22 protein-coding genes are annotated in these 21287 nt (G+C 68.4%); 7 read left to right on the forward strand and 15 right to left on the reverse strand.

Features of this window, described 5'->3' with window-relative positions:
* Positions 1-18 precede the first annotated feature (18 nt).
* A complete protein-coding gene (locus RIC54_RS04400; RefSeq protein ID WP_350098325.1) occupies positions 19-600 on the forward strand; it encodes a HutD/Ves family protein in 582 nt (193 codons plus the stop codon).
* Positions 601-619: 19 nt separating this feature from the next.
* Here the strand turns inward: RIC54_RS04400 and gshB are convergent, their stop codons facing one another.
* From gshB to RIC54_RS04420, 4 genes are all read right to left on the reverse strand, one after another.
* Entirely contained in the window at positions 620-1558 is a 939-nt protein-coding gene (gene gshB, locus RIC54_RS04405) for a glutathione synthase (RefSeq protein ID WP_350150586.1), read from the reverse strand.
* Between the two features lie 105 nt (positions 1559-1663).
* Positions 1664-2497, reverse strand: a complete 834-nt coding sequence (locus RIC54_RS04410; RefSeq protein ID WP_350098327.1) for a transglutaminase family protein — start codon at positions 2495-2497, stop codon at positions 1664-1666.
* Between the two features lie 10 nt (positions 2498-2507).
* The gene (locus RIC54_RS04415; RefSeq protein ID WP_350098328.1) at positions 2508-3101 is read right to left on the reverse strand and encodes a BON domain-containing protein; all 594 of its coding nucleotides are present in this window, start codon (positions 3099-3101) and stop codon (positions 2508-2510) included.
* 65 nt (positions 3102-3166) lie between these two features.
* On the reverse strand, positions 3167-3550 hold the full coding sequence (locus tag RIC54_RS04420) for a YraN family protein (protein WP_350098409.1): 384 nt from the start codon (positions 3548-3550) through the stop codon (positions 3167-3169).
* A 101-nt stretch (positions 3551-3651) separates the two neighbouring features.
* Between RIC54_RS04420 and RIC54_RS04425 the strand changes: the two genes are divergently transcribed.
* Positions 3652-4941, forward strand: a complete 1290-nt coding sequence (locus RIC54_RS04425) for a penicillin-binding protein activator (RefSeq protein ID WP_350098329.1) — start codon at positions 3652-3654, stop codon at positions 4939-4941.
* A 14-nt stretch (positions 4942-4955) separates the two neighbouring features.
* Here RIC54_RS04425 and RIC54_RS04430 read toward each other — a convergent pair whose 3' ends face one another.
* The 4 genes from RIC54_RS04430 to rph all read right to left on the reverse strand — a co-directional run bounded on the left by RIC54_RS04430 (position 4956) and on the right by rph (position 9258).
* Positions 4956-6632, reverse strand: a complete 1677-nt coding sequence (locus tag RIC54_RS04430) for a glycosyltransferase family 4 protein (RefSeq protein ID WP_350098330.1) — start codon at positions 6630-6632, stop codon at positions 4956-4958.
* Positions 6633-6717: 85 nt separating this feature from the next.
* Positions 6718-7920 (reverse strand): radical SAM family heme chaperone HemW, encoded by a 1203-nt coding sequence (gene hemW / locus RIC54_RS04435; RefSeq protein ID WP_350098331.1) that lies wholly within the window; start codon positions 7918-7920, stop codon positions 6718-6720.
* On the reverse strand, positions 7901-8530 hold the full coding sequence (gene rdgB, locus RIC54_RS04440; RefSeq protein ID WP_350098332.1) for an RdgB/HAM1 family non-canonical purine NTP pyrophosphatase: 630 nt from the start codon (positions 8528-8530) through the stop codon (positions 7901-7903). The genes hemW and rdgB overlap by 20 nt, the downstream gene beginning before the upstream one ends.
* Positions 8527-9258 (reverse strand): ribonuclease PH, encoded by a 732-nt coding sequence (rph, locus tag RIC54_RS04445; protein WP_350098333.1) that lies wholly within the window; start codon positions 9256-9258, stop codon positions 8527-8529. The genes rdgB and rph overlap by 4 nt, the downstream gene beginning before the upstream one ends.
* A 159-nt stretch (positions 9259-9417) precedes the next feature.
* Here rph and hrcA point away from each other — a divergent pair, with 159 nt between their 5' ends.
* The 4 genes from hrcA to dnaJ all read left to right on the forward strand — a co-directional run bounded on the left by hrcA (position 9418) and on the right by dnaJ (position 14553).
* Positions 9418-10488, forward strand: coding sequence for a heat-inducible transcriptional repressor HrcA (hrcA, locus tag RIC54_RS04450; protein ID WP_350098334.1), 1071 nt, complete (start codon positions 9418-9420; stop codon positions 10486-10488).
* A gap of 76 nt (positions 10489-10564) precedes the next feature.
* Complete coding sequence (grpE, locus tag RIC54_RS04455; RefSeq protein WP_350098335.1) at positions 10565-11185, forward strand: nucleotide exchange factor GrpE; 621 nt, start codon at positions 10565-10567, stop codon at positions 11183-11185.
* 191 nt (positions 11186-11376) lie between these two features.
* A complete protein-coding gene (gene dnaK, locus RIC54_RS04460; RefSeq protein WP_350150588.1) occupies positions 11377-13320 on the forward strand; it encodes a molecular chaperone DnaK in 1944 nt (647 codons plus the stop codon).
* 102 nt (positions 13321-13422) lie between these two features.
* A complete protein-coding gene (dnaJ, locus tag RIC54_RS04465; RefSeq protein WP_350098337.1) occupies positions 13423-14553 on the forward strand; it encodes a molecular chaperone DnaJ in 1131 nt (376 codons plus the stop codon).
* Positions 14554-14617: 64 nt separating this feature from the next.
* Here the strand turns inward: dnaJ and RIC54_RS04470 are convergent, their stop codons facing one another.
* Complete coding sequence (locus RIC54_RS04470; RefSeq protein WP_350098338.1) at positions 14618-15154, reverse strand: PadR family transcriptional regulator; 537 nt, start codon at positions 15152-15154, stop codon at positions 14618-14620.
* Between the two features lie 156 nt (positions 15155-15310).
* Between RIC54_RS04470 and dapB the strand changes: the two genes are divergently transcribed.
* Positions 15311-16123, forward strand: coding sequence for a 4-hydroxy-tetrahydrodipicolinate reductase (gene dapB / locus RIC54_RS04475; protein ID WP_350098339.1), 813 nt, complete (start codon positions 15311-15313; stop codon positions 16121-16123).
* 1 nt (position 16124) lies between these two features.
* On the opposite strand, the gene RIC54_RS04480 is transcribed toward dapB, so the two are convergent.
* The 6 genes from RIC54_RS04480 to mltA all read right to left on the reverse strand — a co-directional run bounded on the left by RIC54_RS04480 (position 16125) and on the right by mltA (position 21287).
* Positions 16125-16478, reverse strand: a complete 354-nt coding sequence (locus tag RIC54_RS04480; protein ID WP_350098340.1) for a helix-turn-helix domain-containing protein — start codon at positions 16476-16478, stop codon at positions 16125-16127.
* A complete protein-coding gene (locus tag RIC54_RS04485) occupies positions 16475-17107 on the reverse strand; it encodes a Smr/MutS family protein (protein WP_350098341.1) in 633 nt (210 codons plus the stop codon). Before RIC54_RS04485 ends, RIC54_RS04480 begins: the two co-directional genes overlap by 4 nt.
* A gap of 19 nt (positions 17108-17126) precedes the next feature.
* On the reverse strand, positions 17127-17819 hold the full coding sequence (locus RIC54_RS04490; RefSeq protein ID WP_350098342.1) for a LutC/YkgG family protein: 693 nt from the start codon (positions 17817-17819) through the stop codon (positions 17127-17129).
* Positions 17816-19237, reverse strand: coding sequence for a LutB/LldF family L-lactate oxidation iron-sulfur protein (locus tag RIC54_RS04495; RefSeq protein WP_350098343.1), 1422 nt, complete (start codon positions 19235-19237; stop codon positions 17816-17818). Before RIC54_RS04495 ends, RIC54_RS04490 begins: the two co-directional genes overlap by 4 nt.
* 13 nt (positions 19238-19250) lie before the next feature.
* On the reverse strand, positions 19251-20021 hold the full coding sequence (locus tag RIC54_RS04500; protein ID WP_350098344.1) for a (Fe-S)-binding protein: 771 nt from the start codon (positions 20019-20021) through the stop codon (positions 19251-19253).
* Between the two features lie 69 nt (positions 20022-20090).
* Positions 20091-21287 carry a murein transglycosylase A gene (gene mltA / locus RIC54_RS04505; RefSeq protein WP_350098345.1) on the reverse strand — a complete coding sequence of 399 codons (1197 nt, stop codon included), beginning with the start codon at positions 21285-21287 and terminating at the stop codon, positions 20091-20093.

Genomic DNA, 21287 nt, shown 5'->3' on the forward strand with positions numbered 1-21287 from the left:
GCGGCAAGGGCAACAGCTATGCGAATCCTACGTTCATCCGACCACCGGACCATGCCGTGGAAGAACGGCGGTGGATCCACCACCGAGGTCGCGGTGTCGCCCGACGGCGCGGGGATCGAGGCCTTCGACTGGCGGATCAGCATGGCGGTGGTGGCGGCCGACGGGCCGTTCTCGGAGTTCCCGGGCATCGACCGCACCCTGTCAATCCTGGACGGCGCCGGGCTGGTTCTGACGGGATTGGCGGGTGGGCCGGTGCGGCTGGAGCGGGCCACCGAGCCGTTCGGCTTCCCCGCCGACGCGGCGGTGTCGGCCGCCCTGGTCGACGGGCCGATCACCGACCTGAACGTCATGGTCCGGCGCGGCCGGTTCCACGACCGCACCCGGCGCCTGTCGGCCAGCCGCAGCGTTTCCGCCCGTTGCCAGGGTACCGTTGCGTTGTTGTTGGCGGAAACGCCGTGCCGCGTGGTGATCGGGTCCGACTCCGTCGACCTCGGCCATCGCGACGCGCTGCGCCTCGACCGGCCGGACGGCGTCACGCTGACGCTGTCGGCCGACGGCCCGCTCGAAGCCTATCTGGTCGAGATGTTCGCAGCCGGCTGACCGGCTCGGCTGCCGACCGTCAGAGCTTGGCCTCGATCGCGTCCCACAGCATGGCCGCCACGTCGATGCCGTCGAAGCGCGACAGCTCCTGGATGCCGGTCGGCGAGGTCACGTTGATCTCGGTCAGGAAGTCGCCGATCACGTCGATGCCGACGAACACCAAGCCTAGCCGCTTGAGCTCCGGGCCGATCGCTTCGCAGATCGCGTGGTCGCGCTTGGTCATCTCGCATTGCACGGCACGGCCGCCGACATGCATGTTGGAGCGCGCCTCGCCTTGGGCCGGGATTCGGTTGATGGCGCCGACGCCCTTGCCGTCGACCAGGATCACCCGCTTGTCGCCCTGGCGGACCTCCGGCAGGTAGCGCTGGACGATCACCGGCTCGCGGTAGAACTGGGTGAACAGCTCCAGCAGCGAGTTCAGGTTCTCGTCGTCCGGCTTGATGTGGAACACGCCGGCACCGCCATTACCGAACAGCGGCTTGACGATGATGTCCTTGTGCTCGTCGCGGAACGCCTTGATCTCCTCGGGATCGTGAGTGATCAGGGTCGGAGGCATCAGCCCTTCGAAATGGGTGACGAACAGCTTCTCCGGCGCGTTGCGCACGCTGGCCGGGTCGTTCACCACCAGGGTCTTGGGGTGGATGTGCTCCAGCACATGGGTGGTGGTGATATAGCTCATGTCGAACGGCGGGTCCTGGCGCAGCAGCACCACGTTCATGGTCTTCAGGTCGACCGCCTCGCGCGGCCCCAGGGTGAAGTGGTCGCCCTGCACCCGGCGCACCTCAAGCGGCGCCACCCGCGCCGTCACCTTGCGGTCGCGGAAGGTCAAGTGTCGCGGAAGGTAGTGGTACAGCCTGTGGCCGCGCTTCTGGGCTTCCAGCGCCAGCGCAAAGCTGCTGTCGCCGTTGATCGATACCGTCTCGATGGGATCCATCTGGATCGCGACCTCGAGGGCCATGGGCGGTCTCCCTGACGTTGCTTGCGCCGGATGTTCAGCGGGCGACCATCCATCGCGACCGGTCGCGACGCAAGGGGGATGCGCGGTCGCGCACCGGAACTTCTGTCAGTTGAGCCGGGAACCGATGCTCGCCAGCTGGGACTGAAGCGCCGCCCTGGCCTCGCCGCCGCCGTGTCCCGCGTCCAGCCACGCGCGCAGCGTGGCGGTCGCCGCCCGCATGGAACCGGATGCCGCCAGCACGCCGGCCTCCTCGCTGACCAGTTCCGGCGCTTCCGGCGCCATGCGCCGCATCCGGGCCAGCGCGGCCAGGCCGCCCGCGGTGTCGCCGGACTGCAGGCGCCGCAGCTTGATGTTGTTCTGCAGGCGCAGCAGCACCGCCCGGTCGGACACCGCCGTCATTGCCGCCTGGGCGCTGTCGGCGCCTGGGCCGACCCGCTGCAGCAGGACCCGCAGCGCCTGGGGTTCGATCGGCTCGCCTCCGTTGAATGGATCGAGCGCGTAACGGTGGCCAGCGACCTCGACCCCGATCAGGAAATGCCCCGGCACGTTCAGACCGGCCGCCAGGTGCCCCTGCTGGCGGGCGGCGTGAATGTAAAGAATGCCGAGCGCCACCGGCAGGCCGCACCGCCGCTCGATCACCTGGATCAGGTCGGCATTGGCCAGATCGTCATAGGTCTCGTCGTCTCCCCGATAGCCCAGCCGGCCGGCAATCCCGGCCGCCAGCGCCGACTGCGGCTCGATGCCGCGAGCCTCGGCGTCGGCCACCGCCGTCTCGATCGCCACCAGCGCCGCGCGGCAGGGCATCAGATCAACGGGCCCACCTCCGGCGCCGGCACGGTCCAGCACGGCGAGCGCAAGGGCAGCTTCGGCAATGGCCAGCGGCGTGTCGCCGGCCGCCGCCACCGAGTCGAGCAGCGCGCCGGCCGCTTCGGGGGTCATGCGCGGCGCCTCACTTCGGCGGGGCGACCCGCACGAACTCCACGACCTGCCGGACATAGGTGATGTCGCGGGCGGTGCCGAGCACCCGCTGCAACTCGGCCTCGGATCGGGCCACGCCCATGATGTAGACGGTCTGGTTGACCACATCGACCGAGTAGTTGATGAACGACACTTGGTCATCGACCAGCAGCCGGGCCCGCAGCTTGGTCGCGATCCAGGCGTCGCGGCCCTTGTCGGTCAGGCCGCTTTCGTCGTCGATCTGGATCTCGTTGATGACCTCGCGCACGTCGCGCACGGTCCATGTCAGCTTTGTCGCCTCGAGCCTCGCCTCCGGCTTGACCACCCGGCCGGTCAGCAGGACGCGGCCCTCTTCCACCGTGAACGAAACGCGCTGGAAGAGATCGGCGTTGGTACGGAAGAACAGGGCGTTCAGCTCGGCGCGGATCCGGGTGTCGTCGACCGCGGCGGCAAATCCCTTCTCTTTCTGCGTGGCGGTCGCGCCGGCGGCGCCGGCACCGACGGCAACGCCGACAGGCGTGCAGGCGGCGACGCTCAGCCCGAGGATACCGGCAGCGAGTACCGTAGCGATTAGGCGAGGCGACATCGGAACTCTCCGCAGGATCAGGGACGCAGTGTGAGGTCTATATCTAGTGCGTTCGGCCGCCGGCGTCACCGTCGAGGTCGCCAGATGTCGACGAGATGCACCGGCAGGCGCCACGGCTGGATGGCGACGAGGTCGAACCGACGGTCGAGGCGGGCCAGCTCGGGCCGGCCTGACAGAAAGCTTTCCAGGCCGAGGGCGACCCGTTGCCGCTGCCGCGACGAGACCGAGTCGACGGCCGCCCCCAGCGTGGCTCGCGCCTTGACCTCGACCGCAATGACGGTTGTTCCCCGGCGGACCACCAGATCGACCTCCCCAGCCGGCGTGCGTACCCGCCGCGCCAGAACGCGGTAGCCGCGCAGCGTCAGCCACAGCGCGGCCAGCCATTCGGCGCGCAGGCCCCGGCGTTCGGCAGAGCGCCGGCGCCTGAGTTGGCCCGACCCGTCGGGCAGCGGGTCCGTCGCCGCTTTCCCGCCACCGCGACCGCGTTTACTTGACCGGCGGGCTCGATTAGCGTCCGTCACTGTCGGCGTCCGTCACCGGAGAACGATCCATGGGCCTTCCGCCACTCCGTCTTGCATCGCGCTGCCGGGTCACCGTCGGTGCCGGAGTGTTGTTCCTGGCGTTGTCGCTCGCCGGGTGTGGTGGTGGCGGAAGCGTACCGCCGCCGCAAACCGCCGGTCCAGCACCGACCGCGCCAGCCGCTCCGTCGACGCCGGCCGGTCCCCCGCCCACCGGGTCGTTGGAGCTCGGCCGATCGCTTCCCGCGACGGCCCCGCCCGTGCCGGCCGGCCCGCCCAACGTCGCGCTGCTTCTGCCACTGACGGGCCGGGCATCCGGGGTCGGCACTGCCATGCGCGATGCCGCGGAACTGGCGTTGTTCGAAATCGCCGACGACGCGTTCACGCTCTCGATCCACGACACCGGATCGACACCCGCTGGCGCCGCCGCTGCCGGCGAGAAGGCGATCGCCGGTGGCGCCAGGATGATCATCGGACCGCTGTTCTCCACCGAAGTGTCCGCCGTGGCGCCGCTGGCACGGGCTGCCGGAGTGCCAGTGGTCGCGTTCTCCAATGACCGCTCCGTCGCCGGCGACGGCGTGTGGGTGTTCGGCCTGCTGCCGGCCCAGCAGGTTGAGCGGGTGGTCCTGTACGCCCGGGCCAGGGGCCTGCAACGGTTTGGCGCGCTGGTGCCGGCCAACCCGTTCGGCTCCGCCGCCCTGCAGGCCCTCAACGCGGCCGTCGCGCGCACCGGGGGTGCGGTCATTGCGACCGACAGCTACCCGGCCGGCCGTGGCACCGACAACGGTCCGCTGGTGGCCAGCTTCGCGCGCCGGGTCGGGGCCAGCGAGACCGGCACCCCGACCATTGACGCCGTGCTGGTGCCGGACGGCGGTGCGGAGATCCGCAATCTCGCTCCATTGATGGCCTATCACGACATCGACAACAGCAAGGTCCGCTATCTCGGCAGCACGCTGTGGAACGAGCCCGAGCTCGGGCGAGAGCCGGCACTGGCCGGTGGCTGGTTCGCCGGACCGTCGCCGCAGATCCGGCGCCCGTTCGAGCAGCGGTACCGCTCTGTGTTCGGCAACCCGCCGCCCGGTCTTGCTTCGCTGGCCTACGACGCCGTGTCGCTTGCCGCGGTGATGGGTCGCCAGCCGGGCGGCCCGGCCTACGACCGGGAATCGCTGACCCAAGTAAGCGGGTTTGCCGGTGTCGACGGGCTGTTCCGGCTGATGCCGGACGGCACCAATCAGCGCGGTCTTGCAGTCCTGCGGTTGACCGCGCGCGGTATCGAGATCGAAGACCCGGCGCCGAGCAGCTTCGAAGCCCTGCTCAACTGAGACGCCCTCGGCCGTCAGCCGGCAGGCGGCAGCCAGTCGATCAGCCCGTGCTTGGCCATCCACACGATAGTCAGCTCTACGAAGTGCCGCCGCGGCTTCGGGAATCGGGCGACCACGTCGCCGACCGTGAGGGCATCGCCGCCGGCGATCATGGCCAGGATCGCCCGGCAGTCCGCCGGGGGCATGCGCCAGGCGGCGAACGCGCGGTCCAGATCGATCGTGCCCATGCGCGCCAGTTCGGCAGCGCCGACTCCGGCGCGCACCGACAGCCTGGTCTCTTCCGACATCTGTTCGGTGGCGAATCCGACGAAGTCCTGGAACGGATCCCCCTTGAGCGGATTGATGCGCCGGCGGCCCGACGGATCACCGGCGCGGGCGCGGATCGCCGACAGGTCGTCGATCAGTTCATTGACCTGACCCGCAATCACCGGCCAGTCGAATGCCTCCTTCACCCGGGCACGACCCGCCTCCCCCATCCGGCGGCGCAACTCGGGCGAGCGGATCAGGGCAGCCAGCGCCCCCGCAGCCCGCCCAACGTGGACAGCGGTGTGCTGTGCCACCGAGCCGGCATAGGCCTGGTAGGAATCGATCCTCAGCGTGTGGCGGGCGATCATCGAGCGCCCCAGCTGTCCCGGTGGTCCAAGCAGGGTCGGGATCAGGAAACCCTGCTCGCCGTCACGGACGGTGTAGCGGTAGCCGTCCCAATCGCTCACCACCACCGGCAGGCCGGCCGACATGGCTTCAATCGGGGTGATCCCGAAGGTTTCCTGGATGTTGTCGACCAGCGACAGGAAAACATCGGCCGCGGCCCACAGGGCACCCAGGCGCTGCCGGTCGTTGCCGTCGATGAAGTGGATCGGGGTCGACGGCGCGTGCGCCCGCGCTGCCTGCTCGTACTGAGCGCGGCCATCGGCGCCGGTCGGGAACCAGCCGGCAAGGGCAAAGTGAACACGGCGGCCGACGGCGCGCCCGGCCTCCTCGACGGCGCGGAACATCGGCTGCGGGAAGGCCTTCTCGAAGAACGACAGCCGCCCCACCCACAGCACGAGGATGTCATCGGCCGCGAGACCCAGTTCATCACGGAGCTCCGCCCGAACGCCCGGCCGGTCGGCGAGCGCTTGAATCGCTGCCTGATCAACCCCCAACGGCACAAGCGGCAACTGCGGCCGGGGCGGTTTACGGCCCCCGAAACGCTCGGCCAGATACTCGTCCCACTCATCGAACATGCAGCCCAGCGCCTGCTGGACGCTGGGCGAGGTGCAGATCATGGCGTCCCACGGTTGGATCGGGGCGACCGAAGCGGCCCCCATGTTCTGCCGAACCGCCGGCGGCGCGAGCGAATGGACCAGTCCGACCAGACTGTAGCTGCGGTCGCCAACCAGTTGATGACGCAACCATGCGAGATCGCCGAGATCGGGGGTGCCGCGCAACAGCGTCCCGGACGCGGCCGGACGCGAGACGTCCAGTATCGATCCGGCTCGCAGCCGCGTATCGGCGTGGTCGCCCTCCAGCAGGCCTTCGACCAGGGCGTCGTCGGTCATCTCGCCGTTGGAGAGAACATCGATCTGCTCAAACCCACCGTGCCGGGCAACGGCTCGCAGGAGCCCGAAGTTCGCGACGCTCATGCCAAAGACGTTGTCTCCGACACCGAGACCCGGCCCGGGCCAATACACCGACAGGCGTGATGCCATTCTGGTCGTTCTCCCTCAGCGAGCGTGAAGATTGCATCCGGTTGGGCCCGCGACAACGCCGCCTGATTGTCGGCGTCCGAGCGTGCTATCGCAGCGGCTGGCGGCCTCGCAGGAGGCGGTCGGTGACCGCATCGAGGCGGGCTCGTCCCATGGCGGTGGCGCGCAGACCGGCATCGTCCAGTTCGAGAAAGCCCCCATTGCCGAGCAGGTTGATTGTTTTGATATCGAACAGGTCTTCCGGTTGGCGTTCGAACAGCGCCTGCCAGCGCGTTCTCGGCATCCCCGCGGCGAGACGCAGCCCGGTCAGCGTTGCTTCCACCAGAACCTCATCGGGATCGAGCGGCTGGTCGTCGACCAGCGCGTGGCCGCCGCGCTCCACCCGGTCCAGCCAGATTGATGGCGCACGGTGGGTTCGGGTCGCGATCTTGCGCCCGCCCTCGGACAGGCGGCCATGAGCCCCGGGGCCGACCCCGAGATAGTCGCGGTAGGTCCAATAGACCACGTTGTGGCGGCATTCCTGGCCCGGCCGGGCGTGATTCGACACCTCATAGGCCGGCAGCCCGGCCGCGTCGAGCGTCTCCTGGGTGACGTCCCAGAGCGTCGCCGCGGTGTCCTCGTCCGGCAGACGGAAGGCGCCGCGGGCGTGCAGCGAGTGGAACGGTGTGGTTGGCTCGATCGTCAGTTGATACAGGGAGAGATGGCCCGCGGCATGCCGCAGCGCCTCGCCAAGCTCGCGCCTCCAGGAGTGCGGGCTTTGGTCCGGCCGGGCGTAGATCAGGTCGAAGCTCACCCGGTCGAACCGCTCGCGCGCCGCGGCCACCGCCGCCAGGGCCTCCGACGCCGCGTGGGTCCGGCCGAGGAAACGCAGCACGTCATCGTCCAGGGCCTGGACACCGAGCGACACGCGGTTGACCCCGGCGTCCCTGAACCCGTCCAGCCGCCCGGCCTCGACCGAAGTCGGGTTCGCCTCCAGGGTCACCTCGAGGTCGTTGGCGATTCGGAACGAACGGCGCACCGTGTCCAGCACCGCCGCTACCGTGTCCGGCTCCATCAACGACGGGGTGCCGCCGCCGAAGAACACGCTCTCGACGCGCCGTCGGCCGACCCGGGCCGCCTGGGTTTCCAGTTCGCGCACCAGGGCCCGCCGCCAGCGGTCATGGTCGACGCCATCGGAAACATGGCTGTTGAAGTCGCAGTACGGGCATTTCGAGCGGCAGAACGGCCAATGGACGTACACGCCCATCGGCTCGTCCGGGGCCGTGGTCAGTTCAGGAGCCGGGACCGCCATCGAAACACCGCTCCACCAGTTGGCGGAAAGCCTCGGCCCGGTGGCTTACCGAGTGCTTCCAAGCCGAATCAGCCTCGCCGAAGGTCTTGTCGTGGCCTTCCGGAACGAACATCGGATCATAGCCGAAGCCGTGATCGCCGCGTGGCGGCCAGACCGCCGTTCCGTGTACTTGGCCCTCAACCGTCTCCACATGCCCATCCGGCCATGCCAGGGTCAGCGCGCAGGTGAACCACGCCCGCCGATCGGTGGAGCCGGAGGCCTGGACCGCCGCCCAGACCTTTTCCATGGCCACGCCGAAGTCCTTCGAGGACCCGGCCCAGCGCGCCGAGTAGATGCCCGGGTCGCCGTTGAGCGCCGCGACGCAGAACCCGGAATCGTCGGCCAGCGCAGGCTTGCCCGCGGCCAGCGCCGCCGCCAGTGCCTTCAGCTCGGCGTTCGCGATGAACGTGTTGCCGGTCTCTTCGGGCTCGGGCAAGCCGAGATCGCCGGCCGAGACGGCGTCCAGCCCGAACGGACCGAGCAACTCGCCGATCTCGCGCACCTTCCCGGGGTTGTGCGAGGCGACGACCAGGGTCTTTCCGGTAAACTTGCGAGCCGGTGAGCCGGTCACGCCACCGCCTCCTCCTGGAGAGCCGCCAGTTCGGTGACCCCCTTGCGCGCCAGCCGGAGCAACTCGTGAAACGCCGCTTCCTCGAACGGCTCGGCCTCGGCCGTCGCCTGAATCTCGACGATGCCGCCGCGACCCGTCAGCACGAAATTGGCGTCGGTCTCGCAGTTCGAATCCTCGGCATAGTCGAGGTCGAGTACCGGCTGCCCCTTGTACAGTCCGCACGAGATCGCCGCGACCTTGTCGGTCAGGGGAAGCGATTTCACCGCTCCGAACCGCAGCAGCGTCGACATCGCCTGATGCAGGGCAACCCAGGACCCTGTGATGGCCGCGGTGCGAGTGCCGCCATCGGCCTGGATCACGTCGCAGTCGACCCGGATCTGCCGCTCGCCGAGCGCCACCAAGTCGGTAACCGAGCGCAACGACCGGCCGATCAGCCTTTGAATTTCCTGGGTCCGGCCGGACTGCTTGCCGCGCGCCGCTTCCCGATCGGTGCGGGTGTGGGTGGACCGCGGCAACATGCCGTATTCCGCGGTGACCCAGCCCTTGCCGCCGCCCTTCAGCCACGGCGGGACCCGGTCTTCCACGCTGGCGGTGCACAGGACATGGGTGTCGCCGAACCGTACCAGGCACGAACCTTCGGCGTGCTTGGCAAACCCCGGCTCCAGGCGAACGTCGCGCAATGCATCGACGGCACGGCCGGACGGGCGGCCGGCAAACGGATTGGTCATCTTTCGGCTCCTGCCGTGGTCGGCGGTGCTGAATTGAGCTCACCACCGGCGGGCCGGGAACCTAGCGCCGCGGCATCGACCCGTCCACCCCGCAACGCAAAGCCTGCCGCCGGACACGGCGTTGACCCGGCCGGGCTGGCTACCTAGATTCACCCGGCCATGAGCGTAAAATCCAGCGAGACCCAAGCCGGCGCAGTCGGCCAGTTGAACGAACGATCGCGGGAGATATTCCGGCACATCGTCGACGCCTATGTGGAGACCGGGGAAGCCGTCGGGTCGCGGACGTTGTCGAGACGGCTCGGTCTGGTGCTGTCGCCGGCAACCATTCGCAACGTGATGGCGGATCTGGAAGAAGCGGGCCTGCTGTACGCGCCGCACACCTCGGCCGGACGTCTCCCAACCGACGCCGGGCTGCGGATCTTCGTCGACGGATTGCTCGAGATCGGCGGCGACCTGAGCGTCGACGAACGCGCCAGCATCGACGGCAAGTGCGCCGCGGCAGGACGCACGGTCGCGGAGATGCTCGAGGAAGCGTCGTCGACCCTGGCCGGACTGTCACGCTGCGCAGGGCTGGTCGTCTCACCCAAATCCGAAGCGCCGCTGAAGCACATCGAGTTCGTGCCGCTCGGCAACCAGCGTGCACTGGTGGTCATGGTGACCGAGGGCGGGCTGGTCGAGAACCGGATCCTGGAGCTGCCGGCGGGACTGCCGGCATCGGCACTGACCGAGGCGAGCAACTACCTGAACTCCCGCCTCAAAGGCCAGATGCTGCAGGACCTGCGCCGTCAGGTGGAAACCGAGATCACCCAGCGACAGGCCGAGCTCGACGAACTGACGAGCCGGGTGGTGCAGGCCGGGCTTGCCGTCCGAAGCGAGGGTCCGCAAGGGCCCGCCCTGATCCTGCGTGGCCAGTCACAGCTGCTGACCGACGTGTCGGCGGTCGAGGACCTGGAGCGTGTCCGCGCCTTGTTCGAGATCCTGGAGGAGAAGGAGAGCACTCTGCGGCTGCTCGATTCCACCGGGGTTGCCGACGGCGTGCAGATCTTCATCGGCGCGGAGAACTCGCTGTTCCGGCACACCGGCTGTTCCATGATCATCTCGCCGTATCACGACCAGCGCCGGATGATCGTCGGCGCGATCGGGGTGATCGGGCCGACCCGGATGAACTACGCCCGGATCATCCCGATGGTCGACTACACGGCCAAGCTGATCGGCCGATTGCTCGACTGAACGCTTTTCATCGCGGGCCATGCGTCCTACATAGCGCCCGACCAGGATGGCGTTGGCTTATCGAGGACCACCCAGCATGTCGAATGAGACCAGCAAACCCGACCCGAACGAGGAGCCTTCGGCCTTTGACGTGGGCATCGACGATGAGGGCACGATCGAGACCGGCGCGCTTGACGACCCGCGCGACGCTCGCATTGCCGAGCTCGAGGCTCAGGCGGCCCAGTACCGTGACCAGGCGCTGCGGGCGCTTGCGGAGTCCGAGAACGTTCGCCGCCGTACCGAGCGCGACAAGGAGCAGACGCGGCTCTATGCCGCCGCCGGTTTCGCCAAGGACCTGCTGAACGCCGTCGACAACCTTCGCCGCGCCCTGGATGCGGCGCCGAAGGATCAGGAAGCGACCGACGAAGCGGTGAAGAACCTGATCGTCGGCGTGGAGCTGACCGAGCGTGAGTTGCTGAACGCGTTCGAGAAGAACGGCATCAAGCGCATCGAGCCGCTCGGCGAGCGCTTCGACCCGAACCTGCATCAGGCGATGTTCGAGGTCGAGAACTCCGGCAAGCCGGCTGGTACCGTGGTACAGCTGTTGGCGCCGGGCTATGTCCTGCACGACCGTCTGCTGCGCGCCGCCATGGTCGGCGTCGCGAAAGGCGGCGCCGCGCCGGGCGGCGACCGGCCGCGCGTCGATACCACCGCCTGAGCGCCGGTTGCTTTCCCGTTTGGTGATTTCGGGCCGGTGCTGGCCTGTGATGTCGCGAATCGGGCGTCCAAGCGGCTTGCACCGGTCACGCCGCCCCCTATATACCGGCTAACTCCAGTCACCCCCGTAGTTGGGGGCGGTCGTTGGTGCCTCCGGGGCCTTCGCCGCCTGCCGAAGAGAGAGGTATGTTCATGAGCAAAGTTATCGGCATTGATCTCGGTACGACCAACTCGTGCGTCGCCGTCATGGACGGCTCGAGCGCGAAGATCATCGAGAACGCCGAGGGCGCCCGCACCACGCCGTCCATGGTCGCGTTCGCCGATGGCGACGAGCGGTTGGTCGGTCAGTCGGCGAAGCGCCAGGCCGTCACCAATCCGGAAAAGACCCTGTTCGCGATCAAGCGCCTGATCGGCCGGCGCGCCGATGACGACGCCTCCAAGAAGTTCAACAAGCTCGTTCCCTACAGCGTGGTTGCCGGCGACAACGGCGACGCGTGGGTCGAGGTTGCCGGCCACAAGCACAGCCCGGCGCAGATCTCGGCGATGATCCTTCAGAAGCTGAAGGAAGACGCCGAGGCATATCTCGGCGAAAAGGTCGCCCAGGCCGTCATCACCGTGCCGGCGTACTTCAACGACGCCCAGCGCCAGGCCACCAAGGATGCCGGCAAGATCGCCGGACTCGAGGTGCTGCGCATCATCAACGAGCCGACGGCCGCCGCCCTGGCCTATGGCCTGGACAAGAAGCAGTCCGGCACCATCGTGGTCTATGACCTTGGCGGCGGTACCTTCGACGTGTCGGTGCTGGAGATCGGCGACGGCGTGTTCGAGGTGAAGTCGACCAATGGCGACACCTTCCTCGGCGGTGAGGATTTTGACCAGCGGGTCATCGACTACCTCGCCGATGAGTTCAAGAAGGACGCCGGCATCGACCTGCGCAAGGACAAGCTGGCGCTGCAGCGCCTGAAGGAGGCCGCGGAGAAGGCCAAGATCGAGCTGTCGAGCTCGATCCAGACCGAGGTGAACCTGCCGTTCATCACCGCCGACCAATCCGGCCCGAAGCACCTGAACATCAAGCTCAGCCGCTCCAAGTTGGAAGCGCTGGTCGATGATATGGTCAAGCGCACCGAAGGCCCGTGCAAGGCGGCGCTGAAGGACGCGGGTGTCTCCGCCGGCGAGATCGACGAAGTCATCATGGTCGGCGGCATGACCCGCATGCCGAAGATCCTGGAGACCGTGAAGAACTTCTTCGGCAAGGAGCCGCATCGCGGCGTGAACCCCGACGAAGTGGTCGCGGCCGGTGCCGCCATTCAGGCCGGCGTGCTGAAGGGCGAGGTCAAGGACGTCCTGCTGCTCGACGTGACCCCGCTGTCGCTGGGCATCGAGACTCTGGGCGGCGTGTTCACCCGGCTGATCGACCGCAACACCACCATCCCGACAAAGAAGAGCCAGGTGTTCTCGACCGCCGAGGACAACCAGACTGCCGTCACCATCCGGGTGTTCCAGGGTGAGCGCGAGATGGCGGCCGACAACAAGATGCTCGGCCAGTTCGATCTGGTCGGCATCCCGCCCGCACCGCGCGGCGTTCCGCAGGTCGAGGTGTCGTTCGACATCGATGCCAACGGCATCGTCAACGTGACGGCCAAGGACAAGGCGACCGGCAAGGAGCAGCAGGTCCGCATCCAGGCGTCCGGCGGTCTGTCCGATGCCGACATCGAGCGGATGGTACGCGAAGCCGAGGAAAACGCCGGCGAGGACAAGAAGCGGCGTGAACTGGTCGATGTCCGGAACCAGGCTGACAACATCCTGCACACCGCCGAAAAGACCCTCTCGGAGTTCGGCGAGAAGGTCGCGGACGCCGATCGCAAGACGGTCGAGACCGATATTGCCGCGTTGAAGTCGGCGCTCGAGGGCGACGACGTAGAGGCCATCCGATCGAAGATCGACGCCCTGCAGCAGTCGTCCATGCGGGTCGGCGAGGCCATGTACAAGGCGGCCCAGCAGGAGAGCGAGGCGGCCTCCGGCGCGGCGGGTGGCTCTGAGGACCAGACGCCCGGCGCCGACGCCAAGAGCGCCGACGACGTGGTGGACGCCGACTTCGAAGAAGTCGACGACCAGGACCGCAACAAGTCCGCCTGATCGCGGACAAGCACCGTGATGACCGCCGCCCCGACCAGTCCCCGCACACCAGCGGCCGGGCTGGTCGGGTGCGCGCGCCCCTTCCTCGCACGGTAATGATCCATGTCGAAGCGTGACTACTATGATGTGCTGGGGGTTAGCCGCGGTGCATCGAAGGACGATCTGAAGCGCTCCTATCGCAAGTTGGCCATGCAGTTCCACCCGGACCGCAATCCGGGCGACGACGAGGCCGAGCGCCAGTTCAAGGAGCTGAACGAGGCCTACGACATCCTCAAGGATGACGAGAAGAAAGCGGCCTATGATCGTTTCGGCCATGCCGCGTTCGAGAACGGCAGCGGCGGGCGACCCGGCGGCGGTGGCTTCGGCGGGGGCGGTTTTGCCGACATCTTCGAGGAGATGTTCGGCGAGTTCATGGGTGGCGCCCGGCGCGGCGGCGGTGCCGGCCGTGGATCGGACCTGCGCTACAACATGACGATCAGCCTGGAGGATGCGTTCCAGGGCCGGCAGACCGAAATCCGAATCCCAACCTCGGCCGCGTGCGAGAGCTGCAACGGCTCCGGCGCCGAGAAGGGCTCCAAGCCGATCGGCTGCCCGACGTGCCACGGTGCGGGAAAGGTGCGCGCCCAGCAGGGATTCTTTACCATCGAGCGGACCTGCCCGGCGTGCGGCGGCGTCGGCCAGGTCATCGAGAAACCCTGCAGAACCTGTGGCGGCGCCGGACGGCAGCGCAAGGAAAAGACCCTGTCTGTCAACATTCCGGCGGGCGTCGAGGACGGGACCCGCATTCGCCTGACGGGCGAGGGCGAAGCCGGGATGCGCGGCGCGCCTGCAGGCGACCTGTACCTGTTCCTGTCGGTCGAGGCGCATCCGCTGTTTCAGCGGGAGGGTGCCGACATCCACTGCCGGGTTCCGGTGTCGATGGTGGTTGCCGCCCTTGGCGGGCAGATCGAGGTGCCGACGATCGAGGGCGCGCGCGCGCGCCTGACGGTTCCGGAGGGCACCCAGTCGGGACGGCAGTTCCGCCTCAAGGGCAAGGGCATGTCAGTCCTGCGCAGCCCGGCCCGCGGCGACATGTACGTCGAAGTCGCGGTCGAAACGCCCATGAACCTGACCAAGCGCCAGCGCGAGCTCCTCGCCGAGTTCAAGGCAGAGGCGGGCGACGACACCACGAGCCCGCAGAGCCACGGCTTCTTCGACAAGGTCAAGGAACTCTGGGACGATCTTCGCGATTGACCGCGTGTTCAGGCGGTCATACCGCCTGAACACGCGGTAGCGAAGTTGGTAGTGTTTCTATAACTCATTGATCTCTAACGCGAGTGCTTCGGTCGATCGACGTCACGATCGCTTGGCCTTCGTGTTCGAGAAAATCGATGGCGGCCGCCAGTACCGTCAGCGAATAGCGGATCGTGAAGCGTTGTCCCTCGGTCATCGAATCCGCCGGCAAGCCCCGCAAACGCCGCTGCTCGCCTCGCAATCCGGCCAACCGCTCGCTCATCAGCCGACGCACGTCGTCCATCTCCAGCAGATGCGCGAAGAACATCCCCGCCAGGAACGGCGATCGGATGGTTTCGCCACCGTCGGTGGCCATCGCAGCGGCCGCCAACTCGGCCCGGCCGATCTCCGTGATCCGGAAATCCCGCTTCTCAAGCGGGGCGTCGGGGGCGCCGATCACCTCGATCGCGCCGCGCGCGGTCAACTTGGCCAGCGCCGGGTAGATCGCCCCCAAACTGGCCTGTCCGAAATGCTGAAACCACTCCTCCACGGCCCTGCGGATTCCGTAGCCGCTGGTGTCGCCGAAGCTCAGAACACCGAGGCAAAGCGCAGCAACATTCATTGTCGATATGTCCTATTGTCTGTCTAGTATATCAGCCCAAAAAATAGCATAGAACAAAGCTACTTGTGAGATAAACTTTGACACGCCGACGGACAGTGGTCCGATCGGCATGCGCCCCAAGCGGCGCGGTCGCCCTGCAGGACGGGAGAAACTCGAATGACCACCCAGATTGGCGTGTTTGGGGCCAACGGACGCATGGGCCGGATGATCGTCAAGGCGGTCGTCGAGGCGGACGGCGCGGCGCTGGCGGCAGCCTCGGTCAGGGCCGGTAGTGCCGACCTCGGAGCCGATGCAGGGACGCTTGCCGGGCTGCTTCCGATCGGCCTGCGGACGACTGACCAACTTGACGCGGTCCTGGCGTCCGACGTGGTGATCGATTTCACCCTGCCGGACGCCACGCTTGTCCATGCGGCCGCGGCGGCCGAAGCCGGCACGCCGTTCGTGACCGGGACCACCGGGCTGAGTGACCAGCAGGAGAGGTCGCTGGAGGCCCTGTCGGCGCGCATTCCCCTGGTCTATGCCCCGAACATGAGCGTCGGCGTCAACCTGCTGCTCGCCCTGGTCGAGCGGGTGGCCGCGGCGCTGGGCGATCCCTGGGATATCGAGATCATGGAGATGCACCACAACCGCAAGGTCGACGCACCGTCCGGAACTGCCATCGGCCTCGGCCGTGCGGCCGCAAAGGGCCGTGGCCGGTCGTTCGAGGACGTGGCCGTGCTGTCCCGCGAGGGTCACACCGGGGCGCGGATCCCGGGCCAGATCGGATTCGCGACCATGCGCGGCGGCGACGTGATCGGCGAGCACACCGTGGTGTTCGCCGGGCCGGCCGAGCGGATCGAGATCGGGCACCGAGCCGGCGGGCGGCACATATTTGCCAACGGGGCGGTCACCGCGGCGCGCTGGGCAGTTGGACGAGAGGCCGGGTTCTACACCATGATGGATGTGCTTGGCCTGCAGGATTCCTGCTGACTCAGGGATCTTCGAGCTCGGCCAGAAGGGTGTCCAGCCGGGCGTCGTCAAGATCGCCGATCCGTGCCGCGAGCCGGTTGGCGAGCTCGGTCGCCTTCGGGCTGAGGCCGGCCGTGTCCAGCACCACGCGAGGATCCGACAGCTCCGCCAACCGCCGCAGGTCCTCGGCGTCATCCCAGCCGAGATTGAAGTAGCCGTTGACCAGCTCCAGGAACACCGCCCGCGGCACTCCGCGCTTGCCGTGCTCCAGCGCGGACAAGTAGGCGGCCGACACCCCGAGGGCCGCCGCCATCTCCGCCAGCGTCGTGCCGCGGTCGGCCCGTAGCCGCCGCAACCGGGCGCCCAGCGGGGTCATGGCGCGCCGTCGCCGGTCGCGTCGTCACGGCGGCGGCGCAGCAGCACGTACCAGGCGCCGGACCCGCCGTCCTGGGGTTGAGCCGGGGCATAGGCAAGGACCCGCTGCTTGTTCGGGTGGTCGTCAAGCCACCCCGGCAGGGCGCGTCGGATCACGCCGATCTCGCGCTCCTCGGAACCCCAGGCCGGCTGCTGCCAGTCCGGACGGCCCTTGCCGGTGATGACCAGCACGCAGCGCCGGCCCAGCGCGTCCTGGCGGGCCAGGAACCGGTTCAAGCCGGCATGAGCCTTCTCGCGGGTCAGGCCGTGCAGGTCGATCCGTGCCTCGATCGGCAGCTGACCGCGCTTCAGGCGCAACTGGGTGCGCCGATCGATGCCGGGCGCCGTGCCATGGCCGTGATCGCTCAGCGCAGTCGGCCCGGGCGGCGGGTTCTTCGGCCCGCCGGAGGGCGGGGTCCTTGGCGACCCCACGGCAACCGCCGCCGGGCCGGGCTTCGCCGGGGCGTCTGGCGGTACGGTGGTCGCGGCCTCCTTCGCCGTGCCACGACGACGGCGCTTCAGCGGTTTGGTCTCGGCCATCACCCGCCCGAACAATTCCAGCTCATCGGGTGTCGGGGGACGCCGGGTCATCGCGGAACCAAGGCGCGGATCAACCGTCGACGACGATCACGTGCAGGCGGCGCGGGCCGTGGGCGCCCATTTGGATCTTCTGCTCGATGTCGCCGGTGCGCGAGGGGCCGGTGATCAGGTTGACCGTCCGCGGCATGGTGTGACCCCCGCCTTCGGCCCCGGCACGCGCCGAGCGCAGCCGCGCCCAGGCATCCTCCAGCGGGCCAACCACTTGGCTGCGGCGCACCACCGCGATGTGGTTCTCCGGCAGGAAGTTCAGCCCGGTCGGTGTTGCGACATCGGATTGCAGCATCAGGGTGCCGGTTTCGGAAACTGCCGCGAACACCGGGGTCACGCTGGTGTCCTCGGACCCGTCAGCGGTCCCGGTCTTGACCTCCAGCGTCGGGGTCTTCGACCAGTCGAGCCCGCCCTGCAGGACCGGCGCCTGAACGAGGCGGGCCGGCAGGTTCTCGCGCTGAAGCCAGGCGGCGATCCGTCCAGGAACCTCGTCGAGCGAGGCCACCTCGTCAACGGTGCAAGCCGCCTCGCCCAGCTTGGTGACCAACTGCCGGACCAGGCCGGAATCGTCCAGGCCGGCCGTCCGGTCGGGGATCAGGTTGCGGGCCGGGCTGGCGAGACGCTGGCGCAGGGCCGCCGCGGCTTCGCCGCCAAGCGCGTCGCGGCCGAGCGACTTGCGGATCGAGCCGAGGATCTGGTCGCGGGCCGAGGTCATCGCGCCGCCCTCCGCTCGGCCCACAGGGCGTGGAAGGTCCTGCCCTCGGGTGCCGGCATGTCGCGTACCCCGGTCCATCCGCCGGCCAGCGGCAGACTCCTGAACCGGCCGGCGCGGCGCCCGAAAGCGCCAAGAACCCGGGCCGCCATGCCCGTCAGGGCGCGGTACAGTGTCGGGCGGGTCGCCAGAAACGCCCAAAGCTTCAAGCCGGCCTTGGCCTTCGGCGGCGCCAGGCCGCGTTCGAACTCACGGGTGCGGTAGTGCCGCATCATCTTCGGCAGCGGGATCCTCATTGGGCACACGCTCTCGCAGCGCCCGCAGAACGTCGAGGCGTTCGGCAGGTGCCCGGCCTCCTCGATGCCGATCAACGACGGGGTCAGCACTGCCCCCATCGGGCCCGGGTAGACCCAGCCATAGGCGTGGCCGCCGACTGCTGCGTATACTGGGCAGTGGTTCATGCAGGCAGCGCAGCGAATGCACCGCAGCATGTCCTGAAACTCGGTGCCGAGCATCGCCGAGCGCCCGTTGTCCAGGAGGACGACGTGGAACTCCTCCGGACCATCCAGGTCCTCGGCGCGGCGCGGGCCGGTCGAGAACGTGGTGTAGACCGACATCTCCTGGCCGGTCGCCGAGCGGGCCAGCAGCCGCAGGATGGTCGCCGCGTCGTCCAGGGTCGGGACCACCTTTTCCAGGCTCGCCACGACCACATGGGCCTTGCCGAGCAGCTGGGTCATGTCGCCGTTGCCCTCGTTGGTGACGATCACGGTCGACCCGGTCTCGGCGATCAGGAAGTTGGCGCCGGTGATCCCGACATCGGCCTGGAAGTACCGGTCGCGCAGCTTGGCGCGGGCCTCGTCGGTGAAGTCGCGGGGTTCCTCCAGCCGGCGGTTCGGGTCGAGGTCGGCGTGGTGCCGGCGGAAATCGTCGGCGATCTGCTCGCGGGTCACATGGATCGCCGGCGCGATGATGTGGCTCGGCGGCTCGTTGCGCAGCTGGATGATGTATTCACCGAGGTCGGTCTCGACCGGCTCGATCGCGTTCGCCTCAAGGTACTGGTTGAGGCCGATCTCCTCGGCCACCATCGACTTGCCCTTGGTCACGGTCTTGGCGTTACGCCGACGGCAGATTGCCAGGATAGTCTCGCGCGCCTCCGCCGGGGTGCGGCACCAATGCACGACGCCGCCATTGGCGACCACGTTCTCCTCGAACCGCTCCAGGTAGAAATCGAGGTTCGCCAGGGTGTGGTTCTTGATGTCGCGGCCTGCGTCGCGCAGGGATTCAAACTCCGGCAGTGCCTCGATGACCTGGCGGCGCTTCTCCTGGAAGCCGGTCTTGATGTTGCCCAGAGCGCGCTGCAGGGTCGCGTCGTTCAGCGCGTGGTGGGCGTTCTGCTTGAACGAATGGCTGGTGGACTGCATGGCGGCTGTCTCCTCAGTCCTTGGCCGGTTCGCCGATCGCCGGGCCGTCGGCCATCCCGGCCAGCACCTCGGCAACGTGGCGTACTTTCGTTCCGGATCCCAGACGGGAGAGCTTGCCGGACATGTTCAGCAGACACCCCAGGTCGCCGGCCAGCAGCGTGGCGGCGCCGGTCCCGACCACGTCGGTCGCCTTCTCGGTGACCATCTTGTCGGAGATCTCCGGGTACTTGACGCAGAACGTGCCGCCGAAGCCGCAGCAGATCTCCGCGCCCGGCAGTTCCTTGAGGCTCAGACCTTCGACGGACGCCAGCAACCGGCGCGGCTGACCCTTGACCTGCAGCTCCCGCAACCCGGAGCAGGAATCATGGTAGGTCACGGTTTCCGGATAGATCGCCTCGACCCGCTCGATGTTCAGCACGTCGACCAGGAACGACACCAGCTCGTGGGTGCGTTTTGCCAGATGCTGGGCGCGCTGGGCGGTTTCCGGCTCGTCGGCAAACAGGGCGGGATAGTGCTCGTGGATCATCCCGGCGCAGGAACCGGATGGCGCCACCACGTAGTCGAAGCCTTCGAAGGCATCGATCACCCCGCGCGCCACCGCCTTGGTGTCGGCCGTATCGCCGGAGTTGAAGGCCGGCTGCCCGCAACAGGTCTGGGCCGACGGCACCTCGACGGTGCAGCCGGCATCCTCCAGCAGCTTGACGGCAGCGAACCCGACGGTGGGGCGATAGAGGTCGACGAGGCAGGTAACGAACAGGCCGACGCGTGGACCGGAACCGGTCATGGAGGGCTCTCCGGCAAGACTGCGGAGGTCATCGGCTAGCACGCGGGCGGGGGTCGGGCAAGGCGCCCGTCACCCGTCCTTGCGCGGATCCAGCCCCTTCGGCAGCAACAGCCAGTAGCGCCCCTTGGCCGCCATCGGGCCGGCCAGCGCCTCGGCCGGCTTGCCGGAGCCCCAGAACACGTCGGCCCGTACAGGGCCGCGAATGGCGCCGCCAGTGTCCTGGGTGATCATCAGCCGGCGCAGCTCGGATCCGGTGTCGGTCGGGTAGGCGACGTCGATCCACATCGGCGCGCCCAGCGGCAGATGCCGGCGGTCGATCGCCAGGCTGCGGCCGGCGGTCAGTGCGACGCCCTGGGCGCCGACCGGCCCCTCGCCGGTGAGCTGACGGAAGAACACGTAGGAAGGGTTGCGGTTGATCAGCTCCTGGCGGCGATCGGGATGGGCCGTCATCCAGTCGCGGATCGCCTGCAGGGACATCTTCTCCTTCGGCACCTCGCCCTCGGCGATCAGCCAGCGCCCGACCGCGTAGTACAGGTGGCCGTTGGCGCCGTCGTAGCCGACCCGGGTCCGGGTGCCGTCGGGCAGCACCACCAGCCCGGAGCCCTGGATGTGCAAGAAGAACGCGTCTATTGGATCGGCCAGAAAGAGCAGCGGATCGGCCTTGGCCACCAGGGCGCCGCCGTCGATGGCGGCGCGGTCGTCGTAGGGAACCAGCTTGCCGTCCTTGACCCGGCCGGCGATGCGCTCGCCCTTCAGCGCCTCGCGGAACGCGCCGAGGTCGACGTCGACAAGGTCGGGGGGCCGCTTGTACAGCGTGACCGGATAGGCCGGCGACTTGACGCGGGAACCCGCCAGCTCCGGCTCGAAGTATCCGGTGAACAGATCATCGTCGGGCTTTTCGTCGCTGGCCCGCCAGACGGCGAAGGTATCGCCAAAGAACCGGCGCACCTGGTCGGCATTGCCGGCATCGATCGCCGACGCCGTGCGGCAGGCCGGTGCCCAGTCCGCGCGGGTCCCGAACCGGCCGTCGGGCCCCATGGCCCGTGATTGGTCGCCTCGCAGCAACGGCGCACAGGAACGCCGGAACGCGGCCAGCGCCGTCCGCGGGTCATCGCGCGCCCATCCGGGCAGATCGTCGACACTGGCCGGCTGCAGGATCAGGCGTTCGTCGGCGTCGGGGGTCGGCTTCGGCTCACGGCCGCAGCCGCTCAGAACCAGCCCGGCAAGCAGCACCAACGCAATAACGCGGCCGGCGTTGCCTTGCAT

Source organism: Thalassobaculum sp. (assembly GCF_040219215.1).
Lineage (GTDB): Bacteria > Pseudomonadota > Alphaproteobacteria > Thalassobaculales > Thalassobaculaceae > Thalassobaculum_A.